We start from the raw sequence: 23,292 nt of genomic DNA, 5'->3' as shown, positions 1-23,292 counted from the left end.
GGCACGACTCAGTACAACGCCGTCCAGTTCTGGTCCGGATAGACGTGCACCGGCGCCGAGATGTCGTCCAGCGCGTTGCGGATCTCCGTCGGGAGTGTCAGCGACTCCACTTGCAGCGCCGCCTGCAACTGCGTGGCCGTGCGCGCGCCCAGGACCGGCGCGGTCACCCCCTCGCGGTCGCGGATCCAGGCCAGCGCCACCTGCAGGGGTGTGGTCGCGAGCCCGTCGGCCGCCGTGGCGACCGCGTCGACGATGCGGCGACCGCGTTCGTCCAGGTACGGGTGGACGAAGGCGCCGAACGTCGGTGACGCGCCGCGCGAGTCCGGCGGGGTGCCGTGCCGGTACTTGCCCGTCAGGACCCCGCGGCCGAGCGGCGACGAGGCCAGCAGGCCGATGCCCGCGTCCAGCGCGGCCGGCAGGACCTCGCGCTCTATCCCGCGCTGCAGCAGCGAGTACTCCATCTGCGTTCCCGCCAGCGGGACCCGGCCCGGGACCGCCCGCTGCCAGGTGGAGGCCTTGGCCAGCTGCCAGCCGCAGTAGTTGCTGACGCCGACGTAGCGGGCCCGGCCGCTGGTGACGGCGAGGTCGAGCGCCTGGAGCGTCTCCTCCATCGGGGTGTCGGGGTCGAACGCGTGGACCTGCCACAGGTCGACGTAGTCGACGCCGAGCCGGGCCAGCGAGGCGTCGAGCGCGCCGAGCAGATGGCCGCGCGAGCCGTCGAAACGGCGGTCGCGGTCGGGGACGCTGCCCGCCTTGGTGGCGATGACCAGCTCGCTGCGCGGGACCAGAGCGCCGATCAGCTGGGAGAGGAGGTACTCCGCGCCGCCGTCCGCGTAGACGTCCGCCGTGTCGACCAGGGAGCCGCCCGCGTCCAGGAAGACCTTGAGCTGGTCGGCGGCGTCGTGCTCGTCGACGTCCCGGCCCCACGTCATGGTGCCGAGGCCCAGACGGGACACGCGCAGGCCGGTGCGGCCCAGATGACGCTGCAGCACGGGTGGGAGCCTTCCGGTGACAGGCAGGGAGCTAGCGGGGAGCTGGCGGCAAGCCGGCGGGGAGCTGGCGGGGTGAGCCTACGCGGAACCTCTGCGTGCCGAGGGCATCGGCTGCCACCCGAACGGAGGCGTGTCCTGGCCGGAGACCCGTGCTACTGGCCGGTAGCCGCGCGCGGACGCGGGGGCTAGAGTCGGCGCAGACGCTCCGCTGGGGATCAGGGGACAGCCCCGGAACCACGGAGACCCGCCGGCAAGGAGGCAGCAGCGTGCGACTCGGGATCAACCTCGGCTACTGGGGGCTCGGCAACGACGCCGACAACATCGCCGTCGCTCAGGAGGCGGACCGCCTCGGGTATTCGGTCTGCTGGGCGGCCGAGGCCTACGGCTCGGACGCGGCGACCGTGCTGGCCTATGTCGCGGCCAAGACCGAGCGGATCGACGTCGGCTCCGCGATCTTCCAGATCCCGGCCCGTACGCCCACGATGACGGCGATGACCGCGGCCACCCTGGACACGCTCTCCGGCGGCCGGTTCCGGCTCGGGCTCGGCGTCTCCGGCCCGCAGGTCTCCGAGGGCTGGTACGGCGTCAAGTTCGACAAGCCGCTGGCCCGCACCCGCGAGTACGTCGAGATCATCCGCAAGGCCATGTCCCGCGAGCGCGTCGCCCACGACGGCGCCAACTGGACGCTGCCGCTGCCCGGCGGACCCGGCAAGGCGCTCAAGCTGACCATCCACCCGGTGCGCGAGCGGATCCCGCTCTACATCGCGGCCATCGGCCCGAAGAACCTGGAGCTGACCGGCGAGATCGCCGACGGCTGGCTCGGTATCTTCTTCGCCCCGGAGCAGGCCGAGCTCTCGCTCGCCTCCGTGCGCGCCGGCCGCGAGAAGGCGGGCCTGACGCTGGACGGCTTCGACGTCGCCCCGAACGTCCCGATCGCCGTCGCCGCGAGCGACAGCGAGGCGGACCTGGCCGCGGCGGCGGACATCTTCCGCCACTACACCGCGCTGTACGTGGGCGGCATGGGCAGCAAGGAGCAGAACTTCTACAACCGCATCGCCTGCCGCATGGGCTACGAGGCGGCGGCGGACGAGATCCAGAAGCTCTACCTCTCCGGCGACAAGGCGGCTGCGGCGGCCGCAGTTCCGCAGCAACTCATCGACTCCACCACCCTCGTCGGCACCCGCGACCGCATCGCCGACCGCCTCCGCGCCTACGCGGACGCGGGCGTCACCACGCTGAACCTCTCCCCGGGAGGGTTCTCGCTCGACGAGCGGATCACCGCGCTGCGCACGGCGGTTGAGGCGCTGGAGCAGGCCGGGCTGGCCTGAGCAGCGGTCGGCGAGCTCGTGCCGGACATGGAGGGCGGCTGTGCGAGACGGGGCCACCCGGGCGACGCGGTCGGCGTGCCGATTCTCCTCGCCCCTCGCAGCACGGCGACCGCACTTACTCGACTAACGAAAGCGGTCGGGAGTGGGTGAATCGGGATCAGGCTGCGCTCCGCCACCGGGAAGGAGCACAGACAGGGCGGGGGTGCGGCGGGCGGCGCGGGTGATGTAGACGGCGTTCCAGACCGCGATCGCGCAGAGCGCCGTGATCATCCACGCGGTGGAGGCTCCGACGGCGACCGGCACGGGCAGCGCGTAGACGAGGGGTACCCGGAGCGCGGACTCGGCGAGCAGCCCCAGGCCCCAGCCGAGGGCGCTGGTGCGGAAGGCGCGGCGGGCCGTGGGTTCGCCGGCGTAGAGGTGGCGGAGGGCCTGGGCCTGGTGGGGTTTCCAGTTCTGCGCGCCGACGAGCGTCAGTGGGGTGTCGCCGAGCAGGCTGGCCAGGAACACCAGGGCGAGCGCGGCGGTGCTGAAGGAGTCCTTGAGCAGCAGGAACCGTGGGTCGCCGCCGACGAAGGCCAGGGCGAGGCCGACGCCGAACACTGCGAGCATGACTGCGGCGAACCAGGACACCCGTCGGGTCCAGGCGCCCACGGCCACGAGCCGTGCCCCTGTGGCGGCCGTGGCTGCGAGCAGCGCGGCCCAGTCGGAGGCGCCGAGGGCGTGGAGTGTGTAGTAACCGGCCAGCGGCAGGCCGATGCCCAAGCTCAGACCGGCCAGCTGACCGTCGGCTTCGGCGACGACCCCGCTGCCGCCCGCCGCTCGGTCCGCACGTCGTCCGGCAGAACCTGATGCCCGTCCAACGCGGCAGGGGTGTTCGACAGCATCCAGCGGATAGCGGAATCCAGCCGCTCGGTGGTCATCTCCACGGGAACCGCCGACGCCGCTCTGGCAGCGCCTGCGGGACTGGAACGCCGCCGGGGTCTGGGATCGTACGCCGGGAGGCCCGCAGCCGCGCAGGGGCGCGGGCGGCGGCCTGACCTCGCCGTGGCTGAACCCTGGCAGTGGTAGCGGGGGCGGCGGATCACTGCGCTCCGCGCGGCGGTTGAGGCCGTGGGGCAGTCCGGGTCGGCCTGAGTTCGACCGGGGGTCGTGGCTTCGAGGGCGCTGGTGCTGCGCCCCTGCTCGGGCCTCTGTCGCTCTGACGCGACGCCAGAACGCGGTGCCGTTTCGGATGCGGAGCGCAGCAGGCGCTGACGACGCGTCTCCCGTACGGTCCGGGCTGGGCGCACAGCTCCCCCAGAGGATCGGACATATGCCGATTTGATGAGCAATCATCCGAGATTGCTGCCTGCGTTTGCGCCCCAACGGTGCGTCACAAATCGCCCTGTTGAGACATAGCTCACAGATCACTGAGAAGAAACTGAGAGCTTTCTGGGTGTCATGCCTTGACCCGTCTCCGACAACCCTGGTTCACTCTCGTGCCAACCGCCGCTCTCACCACTCAATGTGGTGACACGACGTCAGCTGCTTCCGCTGCGTCGGCGCTTGGCTCCTGCCATGTCTGCCGGCCTGGGGAAACCGCGTGCTGGCGTCACGTGACATGAGAGGAAGCTCCCCCCATGCGCAACCCCATCCACGCTGGTCGGCCCCGTAAGGTCCTGACCGGGATGGTCTCCCTCGGCATAGCCGTGGCGGGCCTGGCCGCCAGTCCCATCGCCCAGGCTGCGACCACTGCGCCGAACGCCGCGCCGATTGCGGCGCCGATCGCCGCGTCGGCCCAGGCCGGCCACGGTCACTCGACGGCGCACTACCGGCACGAGTGCGCTGCCCCGAAGGCGCACCAGGCCTCCTGCTTCGCCCTGGTCCGGACGGACGTGACGGAGCCGCACGCGCTGGCGCTGCACGCCGACAGCAACGCCGCGACCCCTGACGGCTTCGGTCCGAGCGACCTGCTGGGCGCCTACAACATCCCCGCCAACGGCGGCGCGGGCGCCACCATCGCCATCGTCGACGCGCAGGACGACCCCAACGCCGAGGCGGACCTGGGCAGTTACCGCACCCAGTACGGGCTGCCCGCCTGCACCACGGCCAACGGCTGCTTCCAGAAGGTCGACGAGAGCGGCGGCACCAACTACCCGACCGCCGACGCCGGTTGGGCCGGGGAGATATCCCTCGACCTGGACATGGTCTCCGCGATCGCGCCGAACGCGCACATCCTGCTCGTCGAGGCGACCAGCGCCAACACCTCCGACCTGGGCACCGCCGTCAACGAGGCGGTCAAGATGGGGGCCAAGTACGTCTCCAACAGCTACGGCGGCTCGGAGGACTCCTCCGACACGCAGACCGACAGCAGCTACTACAACCACCCCGGTGTCGTCATCACCGCCTCGGCCGGTGACAGCGCCTACGGCGTCGAGTACCCGGCGGCGTCCCCCGACGTCACCGCGGTCGGCGGCACCTCGCTGACCAAGGACTCCAGCACGCGCGGCTGGTCCGAGTCCGTCTGGTACACCAACTCGACCGAGGGCACCGGCTCCGGCTGCTCCGCGTACGAGCCCAAGCCGACCTGGCAGACCGACAGCGGCTGCTCCAACCGCACCGTCGCCGACGTCTCCGCCGTCGCCGACCCGGCCACCGGTGTCGCCGTCTACGACAGCTACCAGTCCAACGGCTGGCAGGTCGTCGGTGGGACCAGCGCGTCCTCGCCGATCATCGCCTCGGTCTACGCCGACGCGGGCACCCCGGGTGCGAACGACAACCCGGCCCAGTACCCGTACAAGAACACCTCGGCGCTCAACGACGTGACCACCGGCAGCAACAGCGGCTCGGGCTGCACCCCGACCTACCTGTGCACCGCGGGCACCGGCTATGACGGTCCGACCGGTCTCGGCACCCCGAACGGCCTGACCGCCTTCACCGCGGGCAGCGGCAGCAGCGCGGGCCTGGACCGCGCGGCCCACTAGGTCTCCTGGCGTCAGCCCAGTAGTCCAGCAATCCCCTGTGGGGCCGGTCGTCCGATCGGCCCCACAGGCGCGTCGTGATCCGAGGCGGGCCCGGGCAAGCGTGGGCGCGCCCGAACCGCACCGGCAGGCCGGCGGCGTCCCGAGTCGGTCAGATGGTCCCGCGCAGCTTGGCCAGCGCCTCGTTGAGCAGGATCTCGCCGTCCTCCTGGCTGCGGCGCTGGCGGACGTAGCCCATGTGTGTCATGTAGGGGGCGTTGCCCTCGGCGACGGGCACCTGGTCCGGGTCGGGGCCGGCGGGCAGACCGCACCTGGGGCAGTCCCACGTCTGCGGGACCACGGCCTCGATCGCGAAGCTGAGCTGCGTCTGGTGGCTGTTGCCGCACCAGAACGAAACCGTCGTGCGCGGGGCGAGGTCGCCGCGCTCCGGTTCCCCCATCGGTCCCGACCCGATCCGCGCACCCCTGATGCCAGAACGTCCCTGTGCCACGATGCTCTCCTCGGCCACGATGTCCACGCCTCGGATGTGCATGGGGACGCCCAGCGTACGTCCCCTCACCGGGACAGCGGCCCCACCCCTCTCCACCGAGCCGCTGCCGTGCTGGTCTTCTAGGGCAGTTCCTTCACCAACAACTCGAATTCCAGGTCGTTGCGCGTGGGCAGGCCGAAGCGCTCGTCGCCGTAGGGAAAGGCACTCGTCTGCCCGGTTCGGGTGTAGCCGCGACGTACGTACCAGGCGGTGAGGTCCGCCCGGGCGGTGATCACCGTCAGGTGCATCTCTTTCGCACCCCACTCGCCACCGGCGAGGCGCTCGGCCTCAGCGAGGAGCTGCTTGCCGAGGCCGCCGCCCTGGAGTTCGGGACGCACCGCGAACATCCCGAAGTACGCGTGGCCGCGACGGTTCTCCAGTTGGCAGCAGGCGAGGAGTGTGCCGTCCGACTCGACCACGACCATGCGGCTGTCCTGGCCTTGGAGGACCGCCATGACACCCTCGGGGTCCGTCCGTTGCCCCTCCAGCAGGTCGGCCTCGGTGGTCCACCCCGCGCGGCTGGATTCACCCCGGTAGGCCGACTCGATCAGTGCCACCAGGGAGGGCACATCCGCAGCTGTGGCGGTACGGAAAGTCGGAAGCGCGACTCGCTGGGTATCCATGACGGCGAAGCTCCTGAGGTACGACGGTGCGCCAAGGCTACCGAACGCCCCCCGAAGCCGGGCCGCCACCGAACCGTGGCGCCGGTCTCGGTCAGCCGATCAGGACGCCGGGGTTGAGGACGTGGTGCGGGTCCAGCGCGTCCTTCGCGGCCTGCAGGGCCAGGGCGAAGGGGGCCGGGCGCTGGAGGTCGTAGCCCGGGCGGTGGTCGCGGCCGACGGCGTGGTGATGCGTGATCGTCGCGCGATGGCGGTGGAGGACCTCGGTCGCGACGGCTTTGATCTCGTCCCAGACCGCGACCTCGTCGCCGGGACGTCCGGCGACGGCCACGGTGAAGTAGGGCGCGGCGCCGTCCGGATAGACGTGGGTGAGGCGGCAGTTGATAGTCGCGGGGTGACCGGTGGCCTTCAGGGCGGCGGCGCCGACCTCGGTGCGGACCGCGTCGATCAGCGCGGGGACGGCGCCCCAGGTGGCGGCGGTCTCGAAGGTCTCGACGACGGCGCCGACGCGGGCCAGTCCGTCGCGCAGGTAGGGCATGCGCAGGAACGCCGAACGCCAGGCGCCCACGGCCGTGTCGGCCGGGGCGTCGCGGTGCGTGGAAGGGTCCTCGCCGCGGCCTCCGTGGGCACGGGCGATGTCCAGGGCGCTCGCGAGGCGGTCGTCGACCGGCCCGGTGGCGGACTCGAAGCCCAGGACCAGAACGGATGAGCCGTCGCTCGCGGCACCCGAGAGCAGCGCCTCACCGGGGTCGAGCAGACGGCAGTTGGCGGGCGTGAGGTCTGACTGGGCGATGGCGCGTACAGCGTCCAGTGCACGGGAGAAGTCGGTGAACGAGACCGATGTCGAGGCCTTGTGGAGGGGCCGCTGCTGCAGGCGCATCCACGCCTCGGTGATGACTCCGAGCGTCCCCTCGGAGCCCAGGAAGAGCCGGTCGGGCGACGGTCCGGCGCCGGACGCGGGCAGTCGCCAGGACGTGCTGGTGCCTGCGGGCGTGACCACGCGCAGGGACTGGACGAAGTCGTCGATGTGGGTGTGGCCGGTGGCGTAGTGCCCGCCCGCGCGGGTGGCGAGCCAGCCGCCGAGCGTGGAGAACTCGAAGCTCTGCGGAAAGTGACGCAGCGTCAGCCCGTGGGGCCGCAACTGCTGTTCCAGCACGGGACCGAGAGCCCCGGCCTGGATGCGCGCCGAGCGACTGGTGGCGTCGATCTCCAGGACCCGGTCCATCGAGGTCAGGTCGAGCGACAGCACGGCGCGGTGGGCGTCGCCGCGGTACTCCACGCCGCCCACCACCGAGGAGCCGCCGCCGAAGGGAATGACGGCGACGTCGTGGTCACCGGCCCAGTCCAGCAGGTCGGCCACGTCCTGGTCGCAGGCCGGGAGGGTGACGAGGTCGGGGATCCGGCCGGGCCTGCCGTGCAGGGCGCGGACGACGTCGCGGTAGGCCTTGCCCATGGCGTGGGCGGCGCGTGCTTCGGGATCTGTGGTGACCAGCTGCGCCAGCGTGGACGGGGGCGTCACGGCCGGGCGGGTGATGTCCAGGTCGGCGACCCGGGGTATCGGCAGCGGCCGGGTCAGGCTGCCGGGCAGCAGCGAGCCCATCGCCATGCACTCGGCATCGTCGGGATGGGCATCGGCATAGCCCCAGCCCCACCAGGAGCGCGTGCGGGAGGAGCCGGGGCGTGGCGTGGCTGCAGGCATGACGGTGCTCCCAGTGGGGGACAGCGGGGGATACGAGGAACTTACCCAACGGAAAGTTACCCTAGGGTAAGATCGAATCCATGACAACGCTCCCCTCACGGGCCGGCACCAAGGGCGTGCCGCGGGCCGCGCGCGAACAACAGGTCCTCGCCGCGGCCACCGAGGAGTTCGGCCGACACGGTTACGAGGCAACCACCGTCGCCGCCATCGCCACCCGCGTCGGGGTCACCAAGCCGCTGCTGCACCAGTACTTCGGGAGCAAGCAGGACCTCTACCTCGCCTGCCTCAACCCGGTGGGCGACAGGCTGTTGGGTGCCGTCCGTGCCGCGATGGCCGAACCGGGCGCCGACGCGTCGCCCACAGCCCTGCGCACGCCCCTGCGTGTGCTGAGCGCCCTCTTCGCTGCGCTCGACGGGGAGCGCCGGGCGTGGTTCGTGCTCTACGATCCCTCGCTGCCGCCCGGAAGCGAGGCCGCCGAACGTGCGGCCCACTACCGCGACGCCATCGACGGCCTTGCCGCGATCGGTTCGGCCGACCTGCTGCAGGCTGCCGGATCCGGCGACCCGCTCGACGCCGACGCCCTCATGTACGCGTGGCGCGGCCTGTGCACTGCCCTGGTCCGGTGGTGGATCAACCACCCCGACGAGTCGCCCGACGCGATGGCGCGACGCTGTGCACGACTCTTCGCCGCCACCCGATTCGTCGATCCGGAAGATGGTGACGGCGACGGCGCCTGAGCTGTCGCCGTCTCAGGGCCGACGCCGAACGCCGGCCCGTGCCCGGGGACCCGGGCGCGGACCGGCGTTGGTGTTGCGCCGTGATGCGGTGCTGTGGATCAGTGGCACCAGCGCGGCGCAGGGCCGACGTTGACGATGTAGCGCGCGGAGGACCACGCCCACCGACCGTCGGCCAGCTTGTACCAGCGCGGGTTGCCGTCGATCCACTGGCCGTTGACCTTGCACACGATCCAGACGGTCTGGCCGTAGCCGAGCGAGCCGATCACCCGGGCGCTCTGCGACGGGCCGCTCCGGATGAGCAGACCGGTGCGGGCGATGACCCTGCCCTTGTAGAGGTGGTGATGGTGGTGCATCGCCATGGCGGGCTTGGCCTGCGAGGCCGGAGCCATCTGCGGCGCAGCGGCAGAGGCGGTCCCCGCCGCGGCCAGCGTGGCGAGCGCGCCGATGGCCGTGACGGAGGCGATCTTGCGAATCGTCGACTGCAGAAGCATCTACGAATCTCCTGGTGAGGCGGCCCAGTTCGGGCCGAGGAATGGGGGCCTGCTGCCGGAAGGCGGCGCGGGGCACCCCTCGAAGACGGCCCTGGAGCGAAATCCGTCGTTCCGGACCGGTCGAAGCTCACGCTATGCACGTCACCAGGAGTCGGCAACTTGTCACTGTGGGTAGCGAATCACGGCTTCGAGGGCGTGCGGAGGTGGACGACGCCTGAGGCCAACTCGGCACCCTCGAAAGCACCAGAGCGCGCCCGGGCGGCAAGAGTGCGGGAGATGATCCGGTCGGTCACCGTGGGGAAGAGGCGCGTCAGGAAGAACTCACGCCCCCGCCGCGGGAGTTGACGTGGGAGAGACCCGCTGGGATGTCAGGCCTGGAGGCGGACGGTCATCTGCACCGTCACCTCGTCCCCCTCGGCGAGGCGTTCCGGCCGTCGCACCGCGTTCTTCAGCGGGAGCAGGTAGCCGCCGTCCTTCGGGAAGAGCGAGGTGGAGAAGGCGGTCCCGCCGATCCGGGCGTCGACCGGGATCACGCCCCAGCCGTAGCTGGCCTGGGCCGCCACCTCGCGGACGTCGGCGGACTGTTCGTCGGGGACGGCGACGAAGTAGAACGGCGCGGGGCCACGCCACTCGAAGACGTTGCCGGTGAAGTGGAGCTGCACGGATCGCTCCCGTCAGTCGTCGTCGCGGTCGTGGTCGCCGATCTTGCCGTCGATCAGCTCGCGGAGGATGTCGATGTGGCCCGCGTGACGGGCGGTCTCCTCGATCATGTGGACCAGCACCCAGCGCATCGTGACCGTCTCCCCGAACCAGGCCGTTCCCTCCGCGTCCAGGTCGGTCGACCCGGCCGCCGCGTTGGCCGCCGCGCGGGAACGGGCGTAGAAGGCGAGGACGTCCGCGGTCGTCTCCTCGTCGCGGACGCGGAGGTCGGCCTCGGGGTCGTTGTCGTCGAACGGCAGCGACTCCGTCTCGATCCCGAAGGGCTCGCAGAACCAGCCGTACTCGACCGCGGCCAGGTGTTTGACCAGGCCCAGCAGGCTGGTGCCGGACGGCACCATGGGGAGGCGCAGCTGCTTGTCGTCCAGGCCGTCGAGCTTCCAGAGCACGGCGTCGCGGTGGCGCTCCATGCTCTGCAGCAGGATGGTCTTCTCGTCCCGGGGGATCTCCCGTGTGGTCGTCATGTCCGAGCAAGCTAGCAGCGGCCACTGACAGCGCGCGTGCGTTTTCCCGTCGGTTCGCAGCGGTCGCACGGTGGCCTGTTCGGACGGGTGATCTACCCTGGGCAGCATGCCGACTCTGCTGCTCGTCCGCCACGGCCGTTCGACCGCCAACTCCTCCGGGGTCCTGGCCGGGTGGAGTCCGGGTGTGTCGCTGGACGAGCAGGGGGAACAGCAGGCCAAGGGCCTTGCCGAGCGGCTCTCCGGACTGCCGGTCAGCGCCGTCGTGAGCAGCCCGCTGGACCGCTGCCGGCAGACCGTCGCACCGCTGCTGGCCACCCGTCCCGAGCTGGCGCTGCGGATGGACGAGCGTCTCGGCGAGTGCCGCTACGGGGACTGGACCGGCCGCACCCTGGCCGAGCTGTCGAAGGAACCGCTCTGGGCGACCGTCCAGGCCCAGCCGTCCGCGGTGACGTTCCCCGGCCCGGACGGGGAGTCGCTGCGGGAGATGAGTCGCCGCGCGGTGGACAGCGTCCGCGAGTGGGACGCGGAGATCGAGCGCGAGCACGGCGCGGACGCGCTCTGGCTGGTCTGCAGCCATGGCGACATCATCAAGGCGATCGTCGCCGACGCGCTCGGCCTGCATCTGGACCTGTTCCAGCGGATCTCGGTCGAGCCCGCCTCGGTGACCGCCATCCGCTACACCCCGGTCCGCCCCTATCTGCTGCGGCTCGGCGACACCGGTGAGCTGGCCGGGTTCGCGCCCCGGCCGCGCCCGGAGGGCGACGACGCCGTGATCGGCGGATCCACCGGAACCCGCTGACGACAAGGTCCGGTAGGTAGGGTGGACACCACGAGAGCTAGCGTCGTGTCCATCGAACAGGCAGTCGTACAAGTCCCCGAGCGCATCCCCCACAGTCCCGTCAACAGTCCCGTCGCAGTCCGAGGAACGAGCCCAGCTCGAAACCCCCGATCCAGTGGAGCAAGCATCGTGCCCCGCCAGGTGTTCTTCTACGACCCTCCCGAGCGCTTCGTGGCCGGCACGGTCGGTGAGCCGGGCCACCGCGCCTTCTACCTGCAGGCCAGCGCGCGTGGCCGGATCACCACCGTGCTGCTGGAGAAGGGCCAGGTGGCCGCGCTCGCCGAGCGGGTGGACGAGCTGCTCGACGAGGTGGTCCGCCGCGCCGGGGGGAGCACCACGGTGCCGGCCCTGGCTCCGCCGGAGCTGATGGACAGCGCCCCGCTGGACCAGCCGGTCGACGAGGAGTTCCGCGTCGGCACCATGGCCCTGGCCTGGGACGACGCGGTGCAGCTGCTGGTCGTCGAGGCGCAGGCGGTGGTCGAGGGCGAGGGTGAGGAGGCGGACGAGGCGGCGCTCTTCGAGGACGAGGAGAACGGTCCGTCGCTGCTGCGGGTCCGGCTCAACGGCGCGATGGCCCGGGTCTTCGCCAAGCGCGCGCTGGACCTGGTCTCGGCGGGTCGCCCGCCGTGCCCGTTCTGCAGCCTGCCGCTGGACCCGGAGGGCCACGTGTGCCCGCGCCAGAACGGTTACCGGCGCTGAGCGCCGCCGTCCCCGAGGCGGACGCGGTCGCCAGCGCGGCGCTCGCGGCGGACCCGGAGCGCGCGTTGCCGCTGCTGCGCGACGGTGAGCTGACCGTCCACGGGCGGGTCACCTCGGCGTCCAACGCGGTCTTCTACTGCACCGTCACCCACCCGGAGTTGGGCACGGCCGTCTGCGTCCACAAGCCGGTGCGCGGTGAACGCCCGCTGTGGGACTTCCCCGACGGCACGCTCGCCGGACGCGAGACCGCGGCGTACCTGGTCTCGGCCGCGACCGGCTGGGGTCTGATCCCGCCGACCGTGCTGCGTGACGGGCCGTTCGGCCAGGGCATGTGCCAGATATGGGTCGAGGAGGACGGCGACGCGCCCGACCTGATCGCCCTCCAGCCGGGGGAGACACCGGCGCCGGGCTGGCACGCCATCGGCCAGGCCGAGGTCGAGCCGGGCCGGACCGCGCTCTTCGTCCACGCCGACGACGAGCGGCTGCGGCGGCTCGCGGTGCTGGACGCGGTGCTCAACAATGCGGACCGCAAGGGCGGTCACTTCCTCTCCGCGGCGGACGGGCGGCTCTACGGCATCGACCACGGTGTGACCTTCGCGGTCCCGGGCAAGCTGCGCACGCTGCTGTGGGGTTGGGCGGGCGAGCCGCTGACGGACGAGGCGACGCAGGTCCTCGGCGGCCTCCGGGAGGAGCTGGACCGAGCGCTCGGCGCGGCGCTCGCACCGCTGCTGACGGAGCGGGAGATCGCGGCGACGCGGTCACGGGTGGACGGGCTGCTCAAGGAGGGGCGGCACCCGCTCCCGTCGCAGGAGTGGCCGAGCGTTCCCTGGCCGCCGATCTGACACGGCAACTGACACCGTGTCACGTGCTGGCGGCCCGCACCCGGGCGCCCCAGGCGCGGGTGGTCGCCGTCCACAGTGTCCGCAACTCCCGCTCGGCCGCGTGGACTTGCGCGACGGCGGCGTCCGGGTCGACGCCCGCCTCCCGCACCGCCGTTCCGTCGGAGGCGGCCCAGGCGACGACGTCCGCGCCCAGCACCTCGGGGTGGAACTGCACACCCCAGGCCGCCCGGCCGACCCGGAACGCCTGGTACTCGCACGCGTCCCCCGTGAGCAGCGGGGTCGCGCCCGGCGGCAGCGTGACGATGTCGTCCCAGTGCCACTGCGCGGCAGGGGCGCCCTCGGGCACCCCGCCCAGCACCGGGTCCTCGGCCACGGCCGACAGACGGTGCAACGGCACCACGCCGACCTCCGGGGGCCGCCCGGCACGGCCGGAGGCCTCGGCGCGCGGCCGTACCCGGCCGCCCAGCGCGGACGCCATGATCTGCGCGCCCAGACATATCCCGAACAGCGGCAGCTCCGCGTCGACCGCCTGGCGGATCAGCGAACGGACGTCCGGCAGCCAGGGTGCGGCGGTGTCGTCGTCGCAGTTGGACGCGCCGCCGAGCACCAGCAGCCCGGCGAAGCCGTCCAGGCTCCAGGGCAGCGGCTCGCCGCGCCACGGATGCCGGACGTCGAGGCGCAGGCCCTGCGCCTCCAGTGCGGCCCCGACGATGCCGGGACCGGCCGCGTCCTCCTGTTGGACCACCAGTACGTCCGCCAGCACGTACGCCGGTATGCCCGTCGGGATGTCCGTCACAAGCCGCCCCGCCTCCCTGATCAGCCGACGACTGGCGCTCTACCCCAGGGCCGGGTGCCGCAAGCATGCGCGGCCGACGGAGGCCTGATCAAGGCCTGATCAAGGCCTGATCGAGACGTGATCGAGGAAGGTCGTTAGCGGATCGAATGATCAGCCGGTTAGAGTCAGGGCTATGCATGCCTGGCCCGCCTCCGAGGTGCCCCTGCTTCCCGGCAAGGGACACCCCCTGCGCATCCACGACACCGCGACCGGCGGTTTGCAGACGACCAGTCCCGGGCCGACCGCCCGGCTCTACGTCTGCGGGATCACGCCCTACGACGCCACCCATCTCGGCCACGCCGCCACCTACAACGCGTTCGACCTGGTGCAGCGCATCTGGTTGGACGCCGGTCACCAGGTCGTGTACGTGCAGAACGTCACCGACGTCGACGACCCGCTGCTCGAGCGTGCGGTCGCCACCGGTGAGGACTGGGTCCAGCTGGCGGAGCGTGAGACCGCGCTGTTCCGCGAGGACATGACGGCGCTGCGGATGCTGCCGCCGGCCCACTACATCGGCGCGGTCGAGTCGATCCCGCTGATCGTCCCGATCATCAAGGACCTGCTGGCCAAGGGCGCCGCCTACGAGCTGGACGGCGACATCTACTTCTCCGTGGCCTCCGACCCGCGCTTCGGCGAGGTCTCCGGCTACGACGCCGACGAGATGCTGCGCTACTTCGGCGAGCGCGGCGGCGACCCGGACCGGGCCGGCAAGAAGCACCGGCTCGACCCGCTGCTCTGGCTCGCCGCCCGTCCGGGCGAGCCCGCCTGGGACACCGAGCTCGGCCACGGCCGACCCGGCTGGCACATCGAGTGCGTGGCGATCGCGCTCGAACACCTGGGCATGGGCTTCGACCTCCAGGGCGGCGGCAGCGACCTGGTCTTCCCGCACCACGAGATGGGCGCCTCGCACGCCCAGGTGCACGCCGACGCCCACCCGTACGCCAAGCACTACGTGCACGCGGGCATGGTCGGCCTCAACGGCGAGAAGATGTCCAAGTCCAAGGGCAACCTGGTCTTCGTCTCCGCGCTGCGGCGCGACGGCGTCGACCCGGCGGCGATCCGGCTGGCGCTGCTCGCGCACCACTACCGCAGCGACTGGGAGTGGACCGACGCCGACCTGCACGGCGCACAGGAGCGGCTGGCCCGCTGGCGGGCCGCAGTCTCGCGTCCGGACGGGCCCGACGCCACGGCGCTGCTGGCCGAGGTGCGGGCCGCGCTGGCCGAGGACCTGGACACCCCGCGCGCGCTTGCGGCGGTCGACGCCTGGGCCGCACGTCAGGAGGCCGAGGGCGGCGAGGACACCGGCGCGCCGGGCCTGGTCTCCCGTGCGGTCGACGCGCTGATGGGCGTCGCGCTCTGAGCGAGGCCGTCTGAGCGAGGCCGTACGAACAACTGTTGGGCACTGCCCGTCCGCTGGATCTCTCAGCGGGCGGGCAGTTCGCTTTCTTCACCGTGCTGGTCCGGAGCCGGGTAGGTACGGCCCTTCCAGGCCGCGCCGCGTCCGCGCCAGTGCTGGATCGCGGAGTCGACCGTCATGAGCAGGTACAGCGCCGCGGTGAACGGCAGCAGCAGCGTCTCGGCTGCCGGGCGGCCGTAGTAGGCGAGCATCGGGCGGAAGGTCACCGCCATCAGCGCCCAGGCGGCCAGGGACGGCACGATCACCGTCGGCGAGAGCGTGACCAGCCCGACCACCAGCATCACCGGCGGTACCAGGTAGACCAGGGCCAGCCCCAGTACGGTGCCGATCAGTAGCAGGACGTTGTGCCGCAGCTGCGCGTAGGCGCTGCGGGAGACCATCCGCCAGAGCTGGCCGAGCTCCGGGTACGGGCGGACGCTGTCCACCCGGTCGGCCAGCCCGATCCAGGTCCGGCCGCCGCCGCGCTTGACCAGGCGGGCCAGGTTGACGTCGTCGATCACCGCACCCCGGATCGCGGCGACGCCGCCGACCCGGGCCAGCGCCTCGCGGCGCACCAGCGTGCAGCCGCCCGCTGCCGCAGCGGTCCGTGCGCCCGGCCGGTTGCTCCAGCGGAAGGGGTAGAGCTGGGCGAAGAAGTAGACGAAGGCCGGGACGATCAGTTGCTCCCAGCGGGTCGCCACGCTCAGCCGGGCCATCTGCGAGACCAGGTCGTAGCCGCCGCTGTTGCCCGACCCGTCCCGGCTCCCGTCGCGGCCGGTCTCGGCGGCGGCGACCAGGCTGTCCAGGGAGTCGGGCGCGTGGGCGATGTCCGCGTCGGTCAGCAGCAGGTACTCGACGTCCCCGGCCAGTTCGACGCCGTGCCGCAGCGCCCAGAGCTTGCCGGTCCATCCTGCGGGCGGCTCACCGGGGGAGGTGACGGTGAGCGGGAGGGCGCCTGCGCTCTCGCCCGGCTCGCCCGGCTCGCCCGGCTCGGAGGTCTCGCCCGCCACGGTGGCCTCGGAGGCCTCGCCGAGCTTGCGGGCCAGGTCGCCGGTGCCGTCGGTGCTGCCGTCGTCGACCAGGATCACCCGGGCCTCGCCCGGGTACTGCTGGGCCAGCAGGGACGGCAGGCTCAGTGGCAGCACCTCCGCCTCGTCCCGGGCGGGCACCACGACGGCCACGCTCGGCCGGGGCGCGCCGGGGTCGCGTGGCGGCAGCCGAAGGTCGGTCCACCAGAACCGGCCCTGGCCGAAGGCCAGCCATGCCCAGGCCAGCAGGGACACCCATGCGATCAAGCTCAGCGCGGTCACCCGCGCGAGTATGCCGCAGTAGCGCCGCCGGGCGCCTCCGGCGCACGCATCGGACGGGGGCGGACGCTGCGAAGACCGCTCCGGCGTAGCGACCGGGGTGTGTCATCCCGCCGAACGGGCCTGGCGGGCCAGGCGTCGGCCTTCCGCGTAGAAGGCTTCGAGTGCGGAGGCGTCCGAGAGTTCGCTCAGGGGACGTGCGGCGCCGAAGGGCGCGTTCCAGAACGCGTCCGACTGCGGTGGGGTCCACGGCCCGACGTACGCGTAGGGCTCGTCCGCGAATGCGTCGCCCGGGGAGACGCCGAAGTTGACCTCGTCCCAGGTGACGCCGAGGTCGAAGTGTTCGGGCCACAGCACGGGGGTCTCGTGCGGGGCGAAGCGGCGCAGCGCCTGAAGACCGAGTGCGAGGCCGTCGGTGATGTGCCGAGCGGACTGCGGATCGACCTCGATGGTGTCCTCGATCGCGACGTCGCACCCTTGGGGGTAGAGGTCCACCGGGGCTCCGGGCGTGATCCCGGCGTTGTGGGCCAGCTCTGCGTAGCTGCCTGCCAGGGAGAGCGTGTGTCCGCCCGCGAGCAGGCGCAGGTCCTGCACCTTGATGTCCGGTTCCTGCGTGGTGGCGAATCCGCCGGGGATCACCCGAAGCCGGATCGTGCCGCTGCGGCGGAACTGGGGCCCGGCCATCAGCAGCTCGGCCAGGCCGTGCAGGCTCCGCCTGGTCTGAATGAACTCGGCGTTCGTCATCTTCGCCAACTCTCCGGTGAGGTGCCAGTTCTGACGATTGTCCAGGCCGGATGACCCCGCCGGGCGATGGTCTGCCGTTGCTCGTCATCGAGCGGGCGGACGTGAGGAGCGGGTCTCAGTACCCGCCACCGCCGCTTGTGGAGCCGGCAGATGCTGACGCGGACGCGGACGCGGACGTGGAGGCCGACGCAGCGCTGGTGACCGGATTACCGCTGGGACTGACCACGTACCACGAGGCGCCGAAGGCGTTGACGCCCTGGCCGTGGGTTTCGCCGGGCTTGGTGTCCTCGGAGAAGTAGTACAGCGGGTGGCCGTGGTAGGTCACCTGGGTGGAGTGGTCGGATCGGGTGGTCGTTCCGATGAGGGATGCGGTCACTCCGCTGCTGCTGGGTTTCCCCGTCGTGGTCTGCGGCGGCCAGGCCAGGGCACAGGAGCCGTTGCAGGTCGAGGTCGTCCCGGTGTCCGCTTTGAACAGGTACAACGTCCGGCCTGAGCCGTCGACCAGGATCTGGCCGAGCGGCGAACTCGCCGTCTTCACCGTGGCGGCGGTGCCGGTCGGGGTGGCGCCACTGCTACTGGGCATGGCCGAGCCGGCGGTGGTCGTCACGGCACTGGTGCTGGCGGGCGGGGTTGAGGAAGCGGTGGTACCGGAGCTGCTGCATCCGGAAGAACACACCGCGATGGCGGCCATACCGACAGCCAGTGTGATGACACGTTTCATGACAGACCTCTGGGCCCTGGGGATGCGGTGACACCGGCCACCGGCCCGCCGACGGCGAGTCGCGGAACCACGTTACGCACGGAGGCCCGCCCCGCTGCCCCGGGCGATCGGCCCCACGCCGGACCTTCACGCGTGCGGGTGTACCAGCGCCCGACCGGCGCGCCCAGCCGGGCCCGTTGAAGCGATACGTTCGCCGTCGGGTACCGCTGCCCGGCCGCCGACCGTCCTTTCGGGTGGCCCAGGCCGAGGTCGCACCGGTGTGCGTGTCGTGTGCCCGCCCGGCCATGCGCGTGCTGTGATGGATCGCAACCGTGTGTGACGAGGCGGCGAAGTCGGCCGTCCCCTGATGGAGGTGGGCGTGAGACTCGCAATCCGCTGCAGGTCGCTGGTGGCCCCGGTGCTGGCCGCCGGACTGGCCATGGGAGCGCTGACGGTGGCCGGAGCGTCCCCGGCTGGAGCCGCGGGATCGTTCCTGGGAGGACTCCACCGCATCTCCACGGTGGCGTCCACCGTGCCGGGCAACGGGGACGTGAACCCCTACGGCACCGCCGTAGTCGAGTCGTCCGCCGGCCGCCTGCACCGTGGCGACGTGCTGGTGAGCAACTTCAACAACAGCAAGAATCTCCAGGGCACCGGCACCACGATCGTCGAGGTCGCCCCAGGCGGCCGGGTCCGACAGTTCGCCCGCATCGACGCCAACCATCTGCCCGGGAGCTGCCCCGGCGGAATCGGGCTCACCACCGCGCTGGCGGTTCTCCCGGGCGGCTGGGTCGTCGTCGGCAGCCTGCCCACCACCGACGGCACCGCCGCCACGGCGAAAGCCGGCTGCCTGCTGGTCCTGGACAGCCGCGGAGATGTCCGCGAGACGCTGGCCGGCCACGGCATCAACGGCCCCTGGGACATGACCGCGGCCAGCTTCGGGGACACCACGGACCTGTTCGTCAGCAACGTCCTGAACGGCACCGTGGCCGCCGGTGGCAAGACGGTCCACCGCGGCACCGTCCTGCGGATCACCCTGAGCCGGTGCGGCGACGATCCGCCGGCCTGGGTCGACACCCGCGTCATCGGCTCCGGCTTTCCGGAGCGGACCGATCCCGCGGCACTCGTCGTGGGGCCCACGGGTGTCGGACTGGGCCGACACGGCACGCTCTACGTCGCGGACACCGCAGCCAACCGGATCACCGCCATCCCCGATGCCCTCCACCGTGACCGAAGCGCCGGTATCGGACGGGTCATCAGCACGGGCGGTCACCTCAACGGCCCCCTGGGACTGGCCATCTCGCCCCGCGGGGACGTGCTGACCGTGAACGCGGGCGATGGCAACATCGTCGAGACCACGCCGCACGGTGACCAGATCGCCTGGCGCCAACTGGACGCCAGCGGCGCCCCGCCCGGCGCGGGCGCGCTCTTCGGCCTGGCCGTGAGCCTGAACCAGGACGCCGTCTACTTCGTCGACGACGCCACCAACCAGTTGGACAAGCTCCACTAGCCGACAGCGCCGTCACGCCGCGACCCGCGCGGCACCCGACGCGGACCGCTGACCCGGGCAGACACCCGCAAGGTGCTGTCGGTCGAGCGGTCCGCCCCTCGCACCGGCTCTTTGGACGGAGGATGGGCCGTGGATGCGGATGCGCAGCGCCGCCACAGGACGGGCGTGGTGGTGGGATCGGCCACGGCCCTGGCCATCGCTGTGGCGCTGGCGCTGTTCCTGGTCGGCCGCAACATCACACCCGACTATGCGACAGGGCTCTTCGGGCAGCATCTGACCGACGCGGTGCAGCTCAAGGCCCGACTGGCCACGGCCATCCTCGGGCTGGCGATGGTCCAGCTGCTACTGGCGCTGTGGATGTACCGGCGGCTCCCGCGCGTCAGGACGGTGCCGAAAGCTGTTCCACGGGCACACCGGCTGATCGGTGCCCTCGTCCTCCTCGGCACGATTCCTATCACCATCCACTGCATCCAGACCTACGGCGTCGAACTCACCCCCGTACGGGCAGCCGTCCACTCCGTGGCGGCGTGCTTCTTCTACGGCGCGTTCGCGGCCAAGGTGGTATTCGTTCGCTACCGGCAGCCGGTCGGCTGGCTGCTGCCGCTCGCAGGCGGCCTCCTCGTGGTCGCGGTCGTCGTCATCTGGTACACGAGCGCGCTCTGGTTCTTCAACGACTTCCAGGTACCCGGGTTCTGAGGCGGGTCGGGCCGGGTCCAGGGCGAGCTGCCCCGAAGGGCTGGCAGCCACCGCGTACACGGGGCATGCTGCGCGCATGACCCGCGAAGTCGCTCACGTGTGGGCAGAGGGTAGGTTCCTCCGGGGTAGCGCCTGCCGCTCGGGGTCCGCCGCATAGACTTGCGCTCGTTGGTGTCCGGCAAAGCGCTTTCCGATGGCTTTCCGCTGGTCAGAGGTGAGCTACGGAGGTGCAGCGAAAGCCGTGAAGATCGCACTGATGGACTCCGGGATCGGCCTGCTGGCCGCCGCCGCCGCGTTGCGGACGCTGCGGCCCGACGTGGACCTGGTGCTGTCGCAGGACCCGGACGGCATGCCGTGGGGCCCGCGCACGCCCGAGGACATCACCGCGCACGCACTGGCCGTCGCCCGCGCCGCGGCGGAGCAGAAGGCCGACGCGTTGGTCGTGGCCTGCAACACCGCGTCCGTGCATGCGCTGAAGGCGATCCGCGCCGAGCTGGAGCCGGACATCCCGGTGATCGGGACCGTCCCCGCGATCAAGCCCGCCGCCGCGACCGGCGGACCGGTCGCGATCTGGGCGACCCCCGCGACCACGGGCAGCGCCTACCAGCGCGGCCTGATCCGCGAGTTCGCCGCCGACGTGGACGTGACCGAGATCCCGTGCCCGGGGCTCGCCGACGCGGTCGAGTACGCCGACGCCGAGGCCACCGCTGCGATCGTCGCGGCAGCCGCCGAGCAGACCCCGCCGGGGACGCGGGCGCTGGTGCTCGGCTGCACCCACTACGAGATGCTGCGGGACGAGATCGCCGCGGCGCTCGCCGGCACCTGCCCGGACCTCGCCTTCTTCGGCTCCGCCCGCGCCGTCGCTGAGCAGGCGCTGCGCCGGGCCCGCCCGCTGCGCGAGACCGGCGCCGGCACGCTGACCGTGGTCCGCAGCGGCCGCATCGAGGAGCTGGCCCCGGAGGCGCTCGCCTACGCCGAGGGCCGCGCGATCAGCGCCCAGCCGACTGCGGGACTGTTGTAGCGGCGAACGCGGGGTACGCGTCGATCGCGCTCGCCGTCTCCCGGCGGTGGCGCAGCAGTTGACGGAAGGTCGGGACCGGGCGTCGGGTGTGGTGCGTTCGATCCCGGACAGGGCCACAGATTGCGTTGAGGACCCGAGCTCAGTCAGCTGACGGGTCAGATCCCGCCGGAAGACGCTCGCTCATGAACATCCGCACCGTCAGCCGATGAGGCGTTTGCGCCAGTCCAGGGAGGGGAGCCGGACGGCCTGGGAAGGATCGGCCTCCCACTTGGGGGAGAGCCCGACCTGCTCCAGTGCGGTGACGGCCTCGGCTCCGATGGCGCGCGTGGTCTCCTCGGAGCCGTCGAAGCTGCCGTAGAGCAGATACAGCGAGCCACCGGAGGCTGCGCCTTCGGCGGCCTGGCTGTGGAAGTAGACGAAGCCGCGGGACTCCGGCTCGGCCTCCGCGCCTATCTCCGCCTGGCCGCAGGAGCGGCAGCAGGTGAAGTGCTCGCGGGCGGTGATGCCGCGCTCCTCCAGCGTGTCGAACGCCCGGGTGATCCGCTCCGGGTCGGTCTCGCCCGCCCAGGAGGCCTGCTCGGCGACGCGCTCCTGCCACATCCGGTCTGCCAGCGCCACGGCCTGAAGGCGGGACACCGGGCGCACGCCGTCGCGGACCAGGTACTCCTCGGCTGCTTCGGCCAGCGCCCCGCGCGTGACGTAGCAGCAGACCAGCAGCGCGCGCAGGCACGACTCCAGATCGCTGCGGTCGGAGTCGGACAGTTCCAGCTCGGGGACCGGAGGCGTGTCGTCCCAGTCCGTGAGCCGCTCCCACGTCAGCCCCGTGTCCCAGCCCGCCGGAAGTAGACGTCCGGCAAGTCGGGGACGCGTCCGGCCACGAGGAAGCGGTCGCCCGGATGGCCAAGACCGCGCACCAGGGCGGTCAGAGCCTCGGCGGTCGGGCGGAGCAGGCGCGCGGTGCGCTCGGTGTACACGCTGACGGGGAGCATGACTGGGAGTCTGGCACCCGCCACTGACACCCGGGCCTGCGCTTGGCGCAGGCCCGGTGACGGCGGCTCAGGCTCGGCCGTCCCGGTTGTCCGGGGAGGGCCGATCGCTTCAAGCCTCCTGCAGGGCTCCGCGCAGGCGCCTGCTCGGGACCCAGCCGGCCAGGGCGGCGTCGAAGCGGGTGCGGGCGGTGCGGGAGTCGACGCGGAGGCGGCTGATGCAGAGCGGGTCGGGCAGGCCGCCGCGGGTGTCGACGAGCATGCCGTCGTTGCGGAAGGCGCTGCGGTAGCCCAGCTCGCGGAGCAGTGCCACGGCGCGCAGGTCGTGGGTCTCCTCGGGGTAGGCGAAGGAGGTCGTGGCCGCGCCGGTCAGCTCGGTCAGGCGGTCGTGGGCGCCCACGATCTCCTCGCGCAGTGCGTACTCGTCGCACCGGTCGAGCCGGGCGTGGTCGAGGCCGTGGCTGCCGACGGCGATGCCCGCGTCCAGCAGCCGGTGCAGGTCGTCGGTGGTGAGCTGGGGGGCGGACGGGGCGCGGTGGCGGGCCGTCACCCGGAGCTCGGCCAGGCTGCGGCGCCGGTCCGGGTCGGGCATGGCGGCCAGTTTCTCGGCGACCGGGCCGCCCGCGCGGCCGGACAGGGAGCGTGCCCAACCGCCCTGGGCGACCAGGTACTCGGCCTCGTCCCACCAGTAGGGCCGGTCGGTGTCGACCAGCCCGGCGACGACGAACGCCAGCGCCGGCACGCGCCGGGCGGCGAGCAGCCGCAGGGCCTCGGTGGCCACGCTGCGGTGGCCGTGCTCGAAGGTGAGCAGGACGCTGTGCGGGGGCAGGCTGGGCCCGCCGGTCATGGCCTGCTCGACCTGGCTCACGGAGACGGGCGTGGCCGACCGGAGCACCCGGTCGAGCTGCGCCTCGAAGACGCCGCGGTCGAACACCTCGCGGAACGTCAGCACCGCGAGTCGGCGGGCGGTGCGGGCCCGCAGAAGTGGCACCGTGGTGACGTGGGTCGGCTGTCGCACGGGCTTCCCTTCAGTGGCGGCTTCAGACACATGGAAGACACCCGCCTTCGGAGGAAGGTTGTACGCGGTACGCGATTTTTGTCGATGAGTTTTCCGCGACCTCTGCGCCTGTTGGGATTGGTGTGACTTTACGGTGCGACCTGCGGGTTCCGTGATCCGTGGA

At 72.0% G+C, this 23,292-nt stretch carries 27 protein-coding genes; 11 read left to right on the top strand and 16 right to left on the bottom strand.

What is annotated here, in order from left to right; translation table 11 throughout:
* Positions 1-8: 8 nt before the first annotated feature.
* Positions 9-992, bottom strand: a complete 984-nt coding sequence (locus ABH940_RS15305) for an aldo/keto reductase (RefSeq protein WP_370105465.1) — start codon at positions 990-992, stop codon at positions 9-11.
* 266 nt (positions 993-1,258) lie between these two features.
* Between ABH940_RS15305 and ABH940_RS15300 the strand changes: the two genes are divergently transcribed.
* The gene (locus tag ABH940_RS15300; RefSeq protein ID WP_370068169.1) at positions 1,259-2,320 is read left to right on the top strand and encodes an LLM class F420-dependent oxidoreductase; all 1,062 of its coding nucleotides are present in this window, start codon (positions 1,259-1,261) and stop codon (positions 2,318-2,320) included.
* 123 nt (positions 2,321-2,443) lie between these two features.
* Here the strand turns inward: ABH940_RS15300 and ABH940_RS15295 are convergent, their stop codons facing one another.
* Complete coding sequence (locus ABH940_RS15295; protein WP_370068167.1) at positions 2,444-3,082, bottom strand: VC0807 family protein; 639 nt, start codon at positions 3,080-3,082, stop codon at positions 2,444-2,446.
* Positions 3,083-3,084: 2 nt separating this feature from the next.
* Positions 3,085-3,246 (bottom strand): hypothetical protein, encoded by a 162-nt coding sequence (locus ABH940_RS15290; protein ID WP_370068165.1) that lies wholly within the window; start codon positions 3,244-3,246, stop codon positions 3,085-3,087.
* A 693-nt stretch (positions 3,247-3,939) separates the two neighbouring features.
* On the opposite strand from ABH940_RS15290, the gene ABH940_RS15285 reads away from it, so the two are divergent.
* The gene (locus ABH940_RS15285) at positions 3,940-5,283 is read left to right on the top strand and encodes a peptidase S8 (protein ID WP_370068163.1); all 1,344 of its coding nucleotides are present in this window, start codon (positions 3,940-3,942) and stop codon (positions 5,281-5,283) included.
* Positions 5,284-5,431: 148 nt separating this feature from the next.
* Here the strand turns inward: ABH940_RS15285 and ABH940_RS15280 are convergent, their stop codons facing one another.
* From ABH940_RS15280 to ABH940_RS15270, 3 genes are all read right to left on the bottom strand, one after another.
* Positions 5,432-5,812: an RNA polymerase-binding protein RbpA gene (locus tag ABH940_RS15280; protein WP_370068161.1), complete on the bottom strand. Its 381-nt coding sequence runs from the start codon at positions 5,810-5,812 to the stop codon at positions 5,432-5,434.
* 77 nt (positions 5,813-5,889) lie between these two features.
* Entirely contained in the window at positions 5,890-6,432 is a 543-nt protein-coding gene (locus ABH940_RS15275) for a GNAT family N-acetyltransferase (protein WP_370105464.1), read from the bottom strand.
* 91 nt (positions 6,433-6,523) lie between these two features.
* Complete coding sequence (locus ABH940_RS15270) at positions 6,524-8,128, bottom strand: FAD-binding oxidoreductase (protein WP_370068157.1); 1,605 nt, start codon at positions 8,126-8,128, stop codon at positions 6,524-6,526.
* A gap of 80 nt (positions 8,129-8,208) precedes the next feature.
* Between ABH940_RS15270 and ABH940_RS15265 the strand changes: the two genes are divergently transcribed.
* Positions 8,209-8,865 (top strand): TetR/AcrR family transcriptional regulator, encoded by a 657-nt coding sequence (locus tag ABH940_RS15265; RefSeq protein ID WP_370068155.1) that lies wholly within the window; start codon positions 8,209-8,211, stop codon positions 8,863-8,865.
* 98 nt (positions 8,866-8,963) lie between these two features.
* Here ABH940_RS15265 and ABH940_RS15260 read toward each other — a convergent pair whose 3' ends face one another.
* The 3 genes from ABH940_RS15260 to ABH940_RS15250 form a co-directional block, all read right to left on the bottom strand.
* Positions 8,964-9,356, bottom strand: coding sequence for an SH3 domain-containing protein (locus tag ABH940_RS15260; protein ID WP_370068153.1), 393 nt, complete (start codon positions 9,354-9,356; stop codon positions 8,964-8,966).
* A gap of 368 nt (positions 9,357-9,724) precedes the next feature.
* Positions 9,725-10,018 carry a DUF1905 domain-containing protein gene (locus tag ABH940_RS15255; RefSeq protein WP_370068151.1) on the bottom strand — a complete coding sequence of 98 codons (294 nt, stop codon included), beginning with the start codon at positions 10,016-10,018 and terminating at the stop codon, positions 9,725-9,727.
* 12 nt (positions 10,019-10,030) lie between these two features.
* Positions 10,031-10,537 (bottom strand): DinB family protein, encoded by a 507-nt coding sequence (locus ABH940_RS15250; protein WP_370105463.1) that lies wholly within the window; start codon positions 10,535-10,537, stop codon positions 10,031-10,033.
* A 106-nt stretch (positions 10,538-10,643) separates the two neighbouring features.
* Here ABH940_RS15250 and ABH940_RS15245 point away from each other — a divergent pair, with 106 nt between their 5' ends.
* The 3 genes from ABH940_RS15245 to ABH940_RS15235 all read left to right on the top strand — a co-directional run bounded on the left by ABH940_RS15245 (position 10,644) and on the right by ABH940_RS15235 (position 12,916).
* Positions 10,644-11,336, top strand: a complete 693-nt coding sequence (locus ABH940_RS15245) for a histidine phosphatase family protein (protein WP_370068147.1) — start codon at positions 10,644-10,646, stop codon at positions 11,334-11,336.
* Positions 11,337-11,504: 168 nt separating this feature from the next.
* Positions 11,505-12,074 carry a DUF3090 domain-containing protein gene (locus ABH940_RS15240; protein ID WP_370068145.1) on the top strand — a complete coding sequence of 190 codons (570 nt, stop codon included), beginning with the start codon at positions 11,505-11,507 and terminating at the stop codon, positions 12,072-12,074.
* 65 nt (positions 12,075-12,139) lie between these two features.
* Positions 12,140-12,916 (top strand): SCO1664 family protein, encoded by a 777-nt coding sequence (locus ABH940_RS15235; RefSeq protein WP_370068335.1) that lies wholly within the window; start codon positions 12,140-12,142, stop codon positions 12,914-12,916.
* Between the two features lie 19 nt (positions 12,917-12,935).
* Here ABH940_RS15235 and ABH940_RS15230 read toward each other — a convergent pair whose 3' ends face one another.
* On the bottom strand, positions 12,936-13,712 hold the full coding sequence (locus tag ABH940_RS15230; protein ID WP_370105462.1) for a type 1 glutamine amidotransferase: 777 nt from the start codon (positions 13,710-13,712) through the stop codon (positions 12,936-12,938).
* Positions 13,713-13,884: 172 nt separating this feature from the next.
* On the opposite strand from ABH940_RS15230, the gene mshC reads away from it, so the two are divergent.
* Positions 13,885-15,111: a cysteine--1-D-myo-inosityl 2-amino-2-deoxy-alpha-D-glucopyranoside ligase gene (gene mshC, locus ABH940_RS15225; protein ID WP_370068141.1), complete on the top strand. Its 1,227-nt coding sequence runs from the start codon at positions 13,885-13,887 to the stop codon at positions 15,109-15,111.
* Between the two features lie 62 nt (positions 15,112-15,173).
* On the opposite strand, the gene ABH940_RS15220 is transcribed toward mshC, so the two are convergent.
* From ABH940_RS15220 to ABH940_RS15210, 3 genes are all read right to left on the bottom strand, one after another.
* Positions 15,174-16,457, bottom strand: coding sequence for a glycosyltransferase (locus tag ABH940_RS15220; RefSeq protein ID WP_370105461.1), 1,284 nt, complete (start codon positions 16,455-16,457; stop codon positions 15,174-15,176).
* Between the two features lie 102 nt (positions 16,458-16,559).
* Complete coding sequence (locus ABH940_RS15215; RefSeq protein ID WP_370068137.1) at positions 16,560-17,198, bottom strand: hypothetical protein; 639 nt, start codon at positions 17,196-17,198, stop codon at positions 16,560-16,562.
* A 115-nt stretch (positions 17,199-17,313) separates the two neighbouring features.
* Positions 17,314-17,781, bottom strand: a complete 468-nt coding sequence (locus tag ABH940_RS15210; protein ID WP_370068135.1) for a hypothetical protein — start codon at positions 17,779-17,781, stop codon at positions 17,314-17,316.
* Here ABH940_RS15210 and ABH940_RS15205 point away from each other — a divergent pair.
* The 4 genes from ABH940_RS15205 to ABH940_RS15190 all read left to right on the top strand — a co-directional run bounded on the left by ABH940_RS15205 (position 17,780) and on the right by ABH940_RS15190 (position 21,125).
* Positions 17,780-17,950, top strand: coding sequence for a hypothetical protein (locus ABH940_RS15205; RefSeq protein ID WP_370105460.1), 171 nt, complete (start codon positions 17,780-17,782; stop codon positions 17,948-17,950). The genes ABH940_RS15210 and ABH940_RS15205 overlap by 2 nt on opposite strands.
* A gap of 327 nt (positions 17,951-18,277) precedes the next feature.
* Positions 18,278-19,408 carry a hypothetical protein gene (locus ABH940_RS15200; protein ID WP_370068131.1) on the top strand — a complete coding sequence of 377 codons (1,131 nt, stop codon included), beginning with the start codon at positions 18,278-18,280 and terminating at the stop codon, positions 19,406-19,408.
* 129 nt (positions 19,409-19,537) lie between these two features.
* Positions 19,538-20,104, top strand: coding sequence for a DUF6529 family protein (locus ABH940_RS15195; RefSeq protein WP_370068129.1), 567 nt, complete (start codon positions 19,538-19,540; stop codon positions 20,102-20,104).
* Positions 20,105-20,345: 241 nt separating this feature from the next.
* Positions 20,346-21,125 carry a glutamate racemase gene (locus ABH940_RS15190; protein WP_370068127.1) on the top strand — a complete coding sequence of 260 codons (780 nt, stop codon included), beginning with the start codon at positions 20,346-20,348 and terminating at the stop codon, positions 21,123-21,125.
* A 198-nt stretch (positions 21,126-21,323) separates the two neighbouring features.
* On the opposite strand, the gene ABH940_RS15185 is transcribed toward ABH940_RS15190, so the two are convergent.
* From ABH940_RS15185 to ABH940_RS15175, 3 genes are all read right to left on the bottom strand, one after another.
* Entirely contained in the window at positions 21,324-21,761 is a 438-nt protein-coding gene (locus tag ABH940_RS15185; RefSeq protein WP_370105459.1) for a hypothetical protein, read from the bottom strand.
* A gap of 179 nt (positions 21,762-21,940) precedes the next feature.
* Positions 21,941-22,114: a hypothetical protein gene (locus ABH940_RS15180; protein WP_370105458.1), complete on the bottom strand. Its 174-nt coding sequence runs from the start codon at positions 22,112-22,114 to the stop codon at positions 21,941-21,943.
* Positions 22,115-22,223: 109 nt separating this feature from the next.
* Entirely contained in the window at positions 22,224-23,129 is a 906-nt protein-coding gene (locus ABH940_RS15175) for a polysaccharide deacetylase family protein (RefSeq protein WP_370068123.1), read from the bottom strand.
* Positions 23,130-23,292: the final 163 nt, after the last annotated feature.

The organism is Streptacidiphilus sp. BW17, from assembly GCF_041262485.1.
In the GTDB taxonomy this organism is placed as follows: domain Bacteria; phylum Actinomycetota; class Actinomycetes; order Streptomycetales; family Streptomycetaceae; genus Streptacidiphilus.
The sequence above is the reverse complement of the archived record's forward strand: the minus strand, read 5'-3'. Positions and strand labels throughout refer to the sequence as shown.

Bases quoted from the DNA above. Each gene is read 5' to 3' on its own strand.
- ABH940_RS15205 (WP_370105460.1), top strand. From the start codon at position 17,780: ATGGCCGAGCCGGCGGTGGTCGTCACGGCACTGGTGCTGGCGGGCGGG.
- ABH940_RS15270 (WP_370068157.1), bottom strand. From the start codon at position 8,128: ATGCCTGCAGCCACGCCACGCCCCGGCTCCTCCCGCACGCGCTCCTGG.
- ABH940_RS15260 (WP_370068153.1), bottom strand. From the start codon at position 9,356: ATGCTTCTGCAGTCGACGATTCGCAAGATCGCCTCCGTCACGGCCATC.
- mshC (WP_370068141.1), top strand. From the start codon at position 13,885: ATGCATGCCTGGCCCGCCTCCGAGGTGCCCCTGCTTCCCGGCAAGGGA.
- ABH940_RS15215 (WP_370068137.1), bottom strand. From the start codon at position 17,198: ATGACGAACGCCGAGTTCATTCAGACCAGGCGGAGCCTGCACGGCCTG.
- ABH940_RS15250 (WP_370105463.1), bottom strand. From the start codon at position 10,537: ATGACGACCACACGGGAGATCCCCCGGGACGAGAAGACCATCCTGCTG.
- ABH940_RS15280 (WP_370068161.1), bottom strand. From the start codon at position 5,812: ATGCACATCCGAGGCGTGGACATCGTGGCCGAGGAGAGCATCGTGGCA.
- ABH940_RS15265 (WP_370068155.1), top strand. From the start codon at position 8,209: ATGACAACGCTCCCCTCACGGGCCGGCACCAAGGGCGTGCCGCGGGCC.
- ABH940_RS15245 (WP_370068147.1), top strand. From the start codon at position 10,644: ATGCCGACTCTGCTGCTCGTCCGCCACGGCCGTTCGACCGCCAACTCC.
- ABH940_RS15210 (WP_370068135.1), bottom strand. From the start codon at position 17,781: ATGCCCAGTAGCAGTGGCGCCACCCCGACCGGCACCGCCGCCACGGTG.
- ABH940_RS15285 (WP_370068163.1), top strand. From the start codon at position 3,940: ATGCGCAACCCCATCCACGCTGGTCGGCCCCGTAAGGTCCTGACCGGG.
- ABH940_RS15180 (WP_370105458.1), bottom strand. From the start codon at position 22,114: ATGCTCCCCGTCAGCGTGTACACCGAGCGCACCGCGCGCCTGCTCCGC.
- ABH940_RS15275 (WP_370105464.1), bottom strand. From the start codon at position 6,432: ATGGATACCCAGCGAGTCGCGCTTCCGACTTTCCGTACCGCCACAGCT.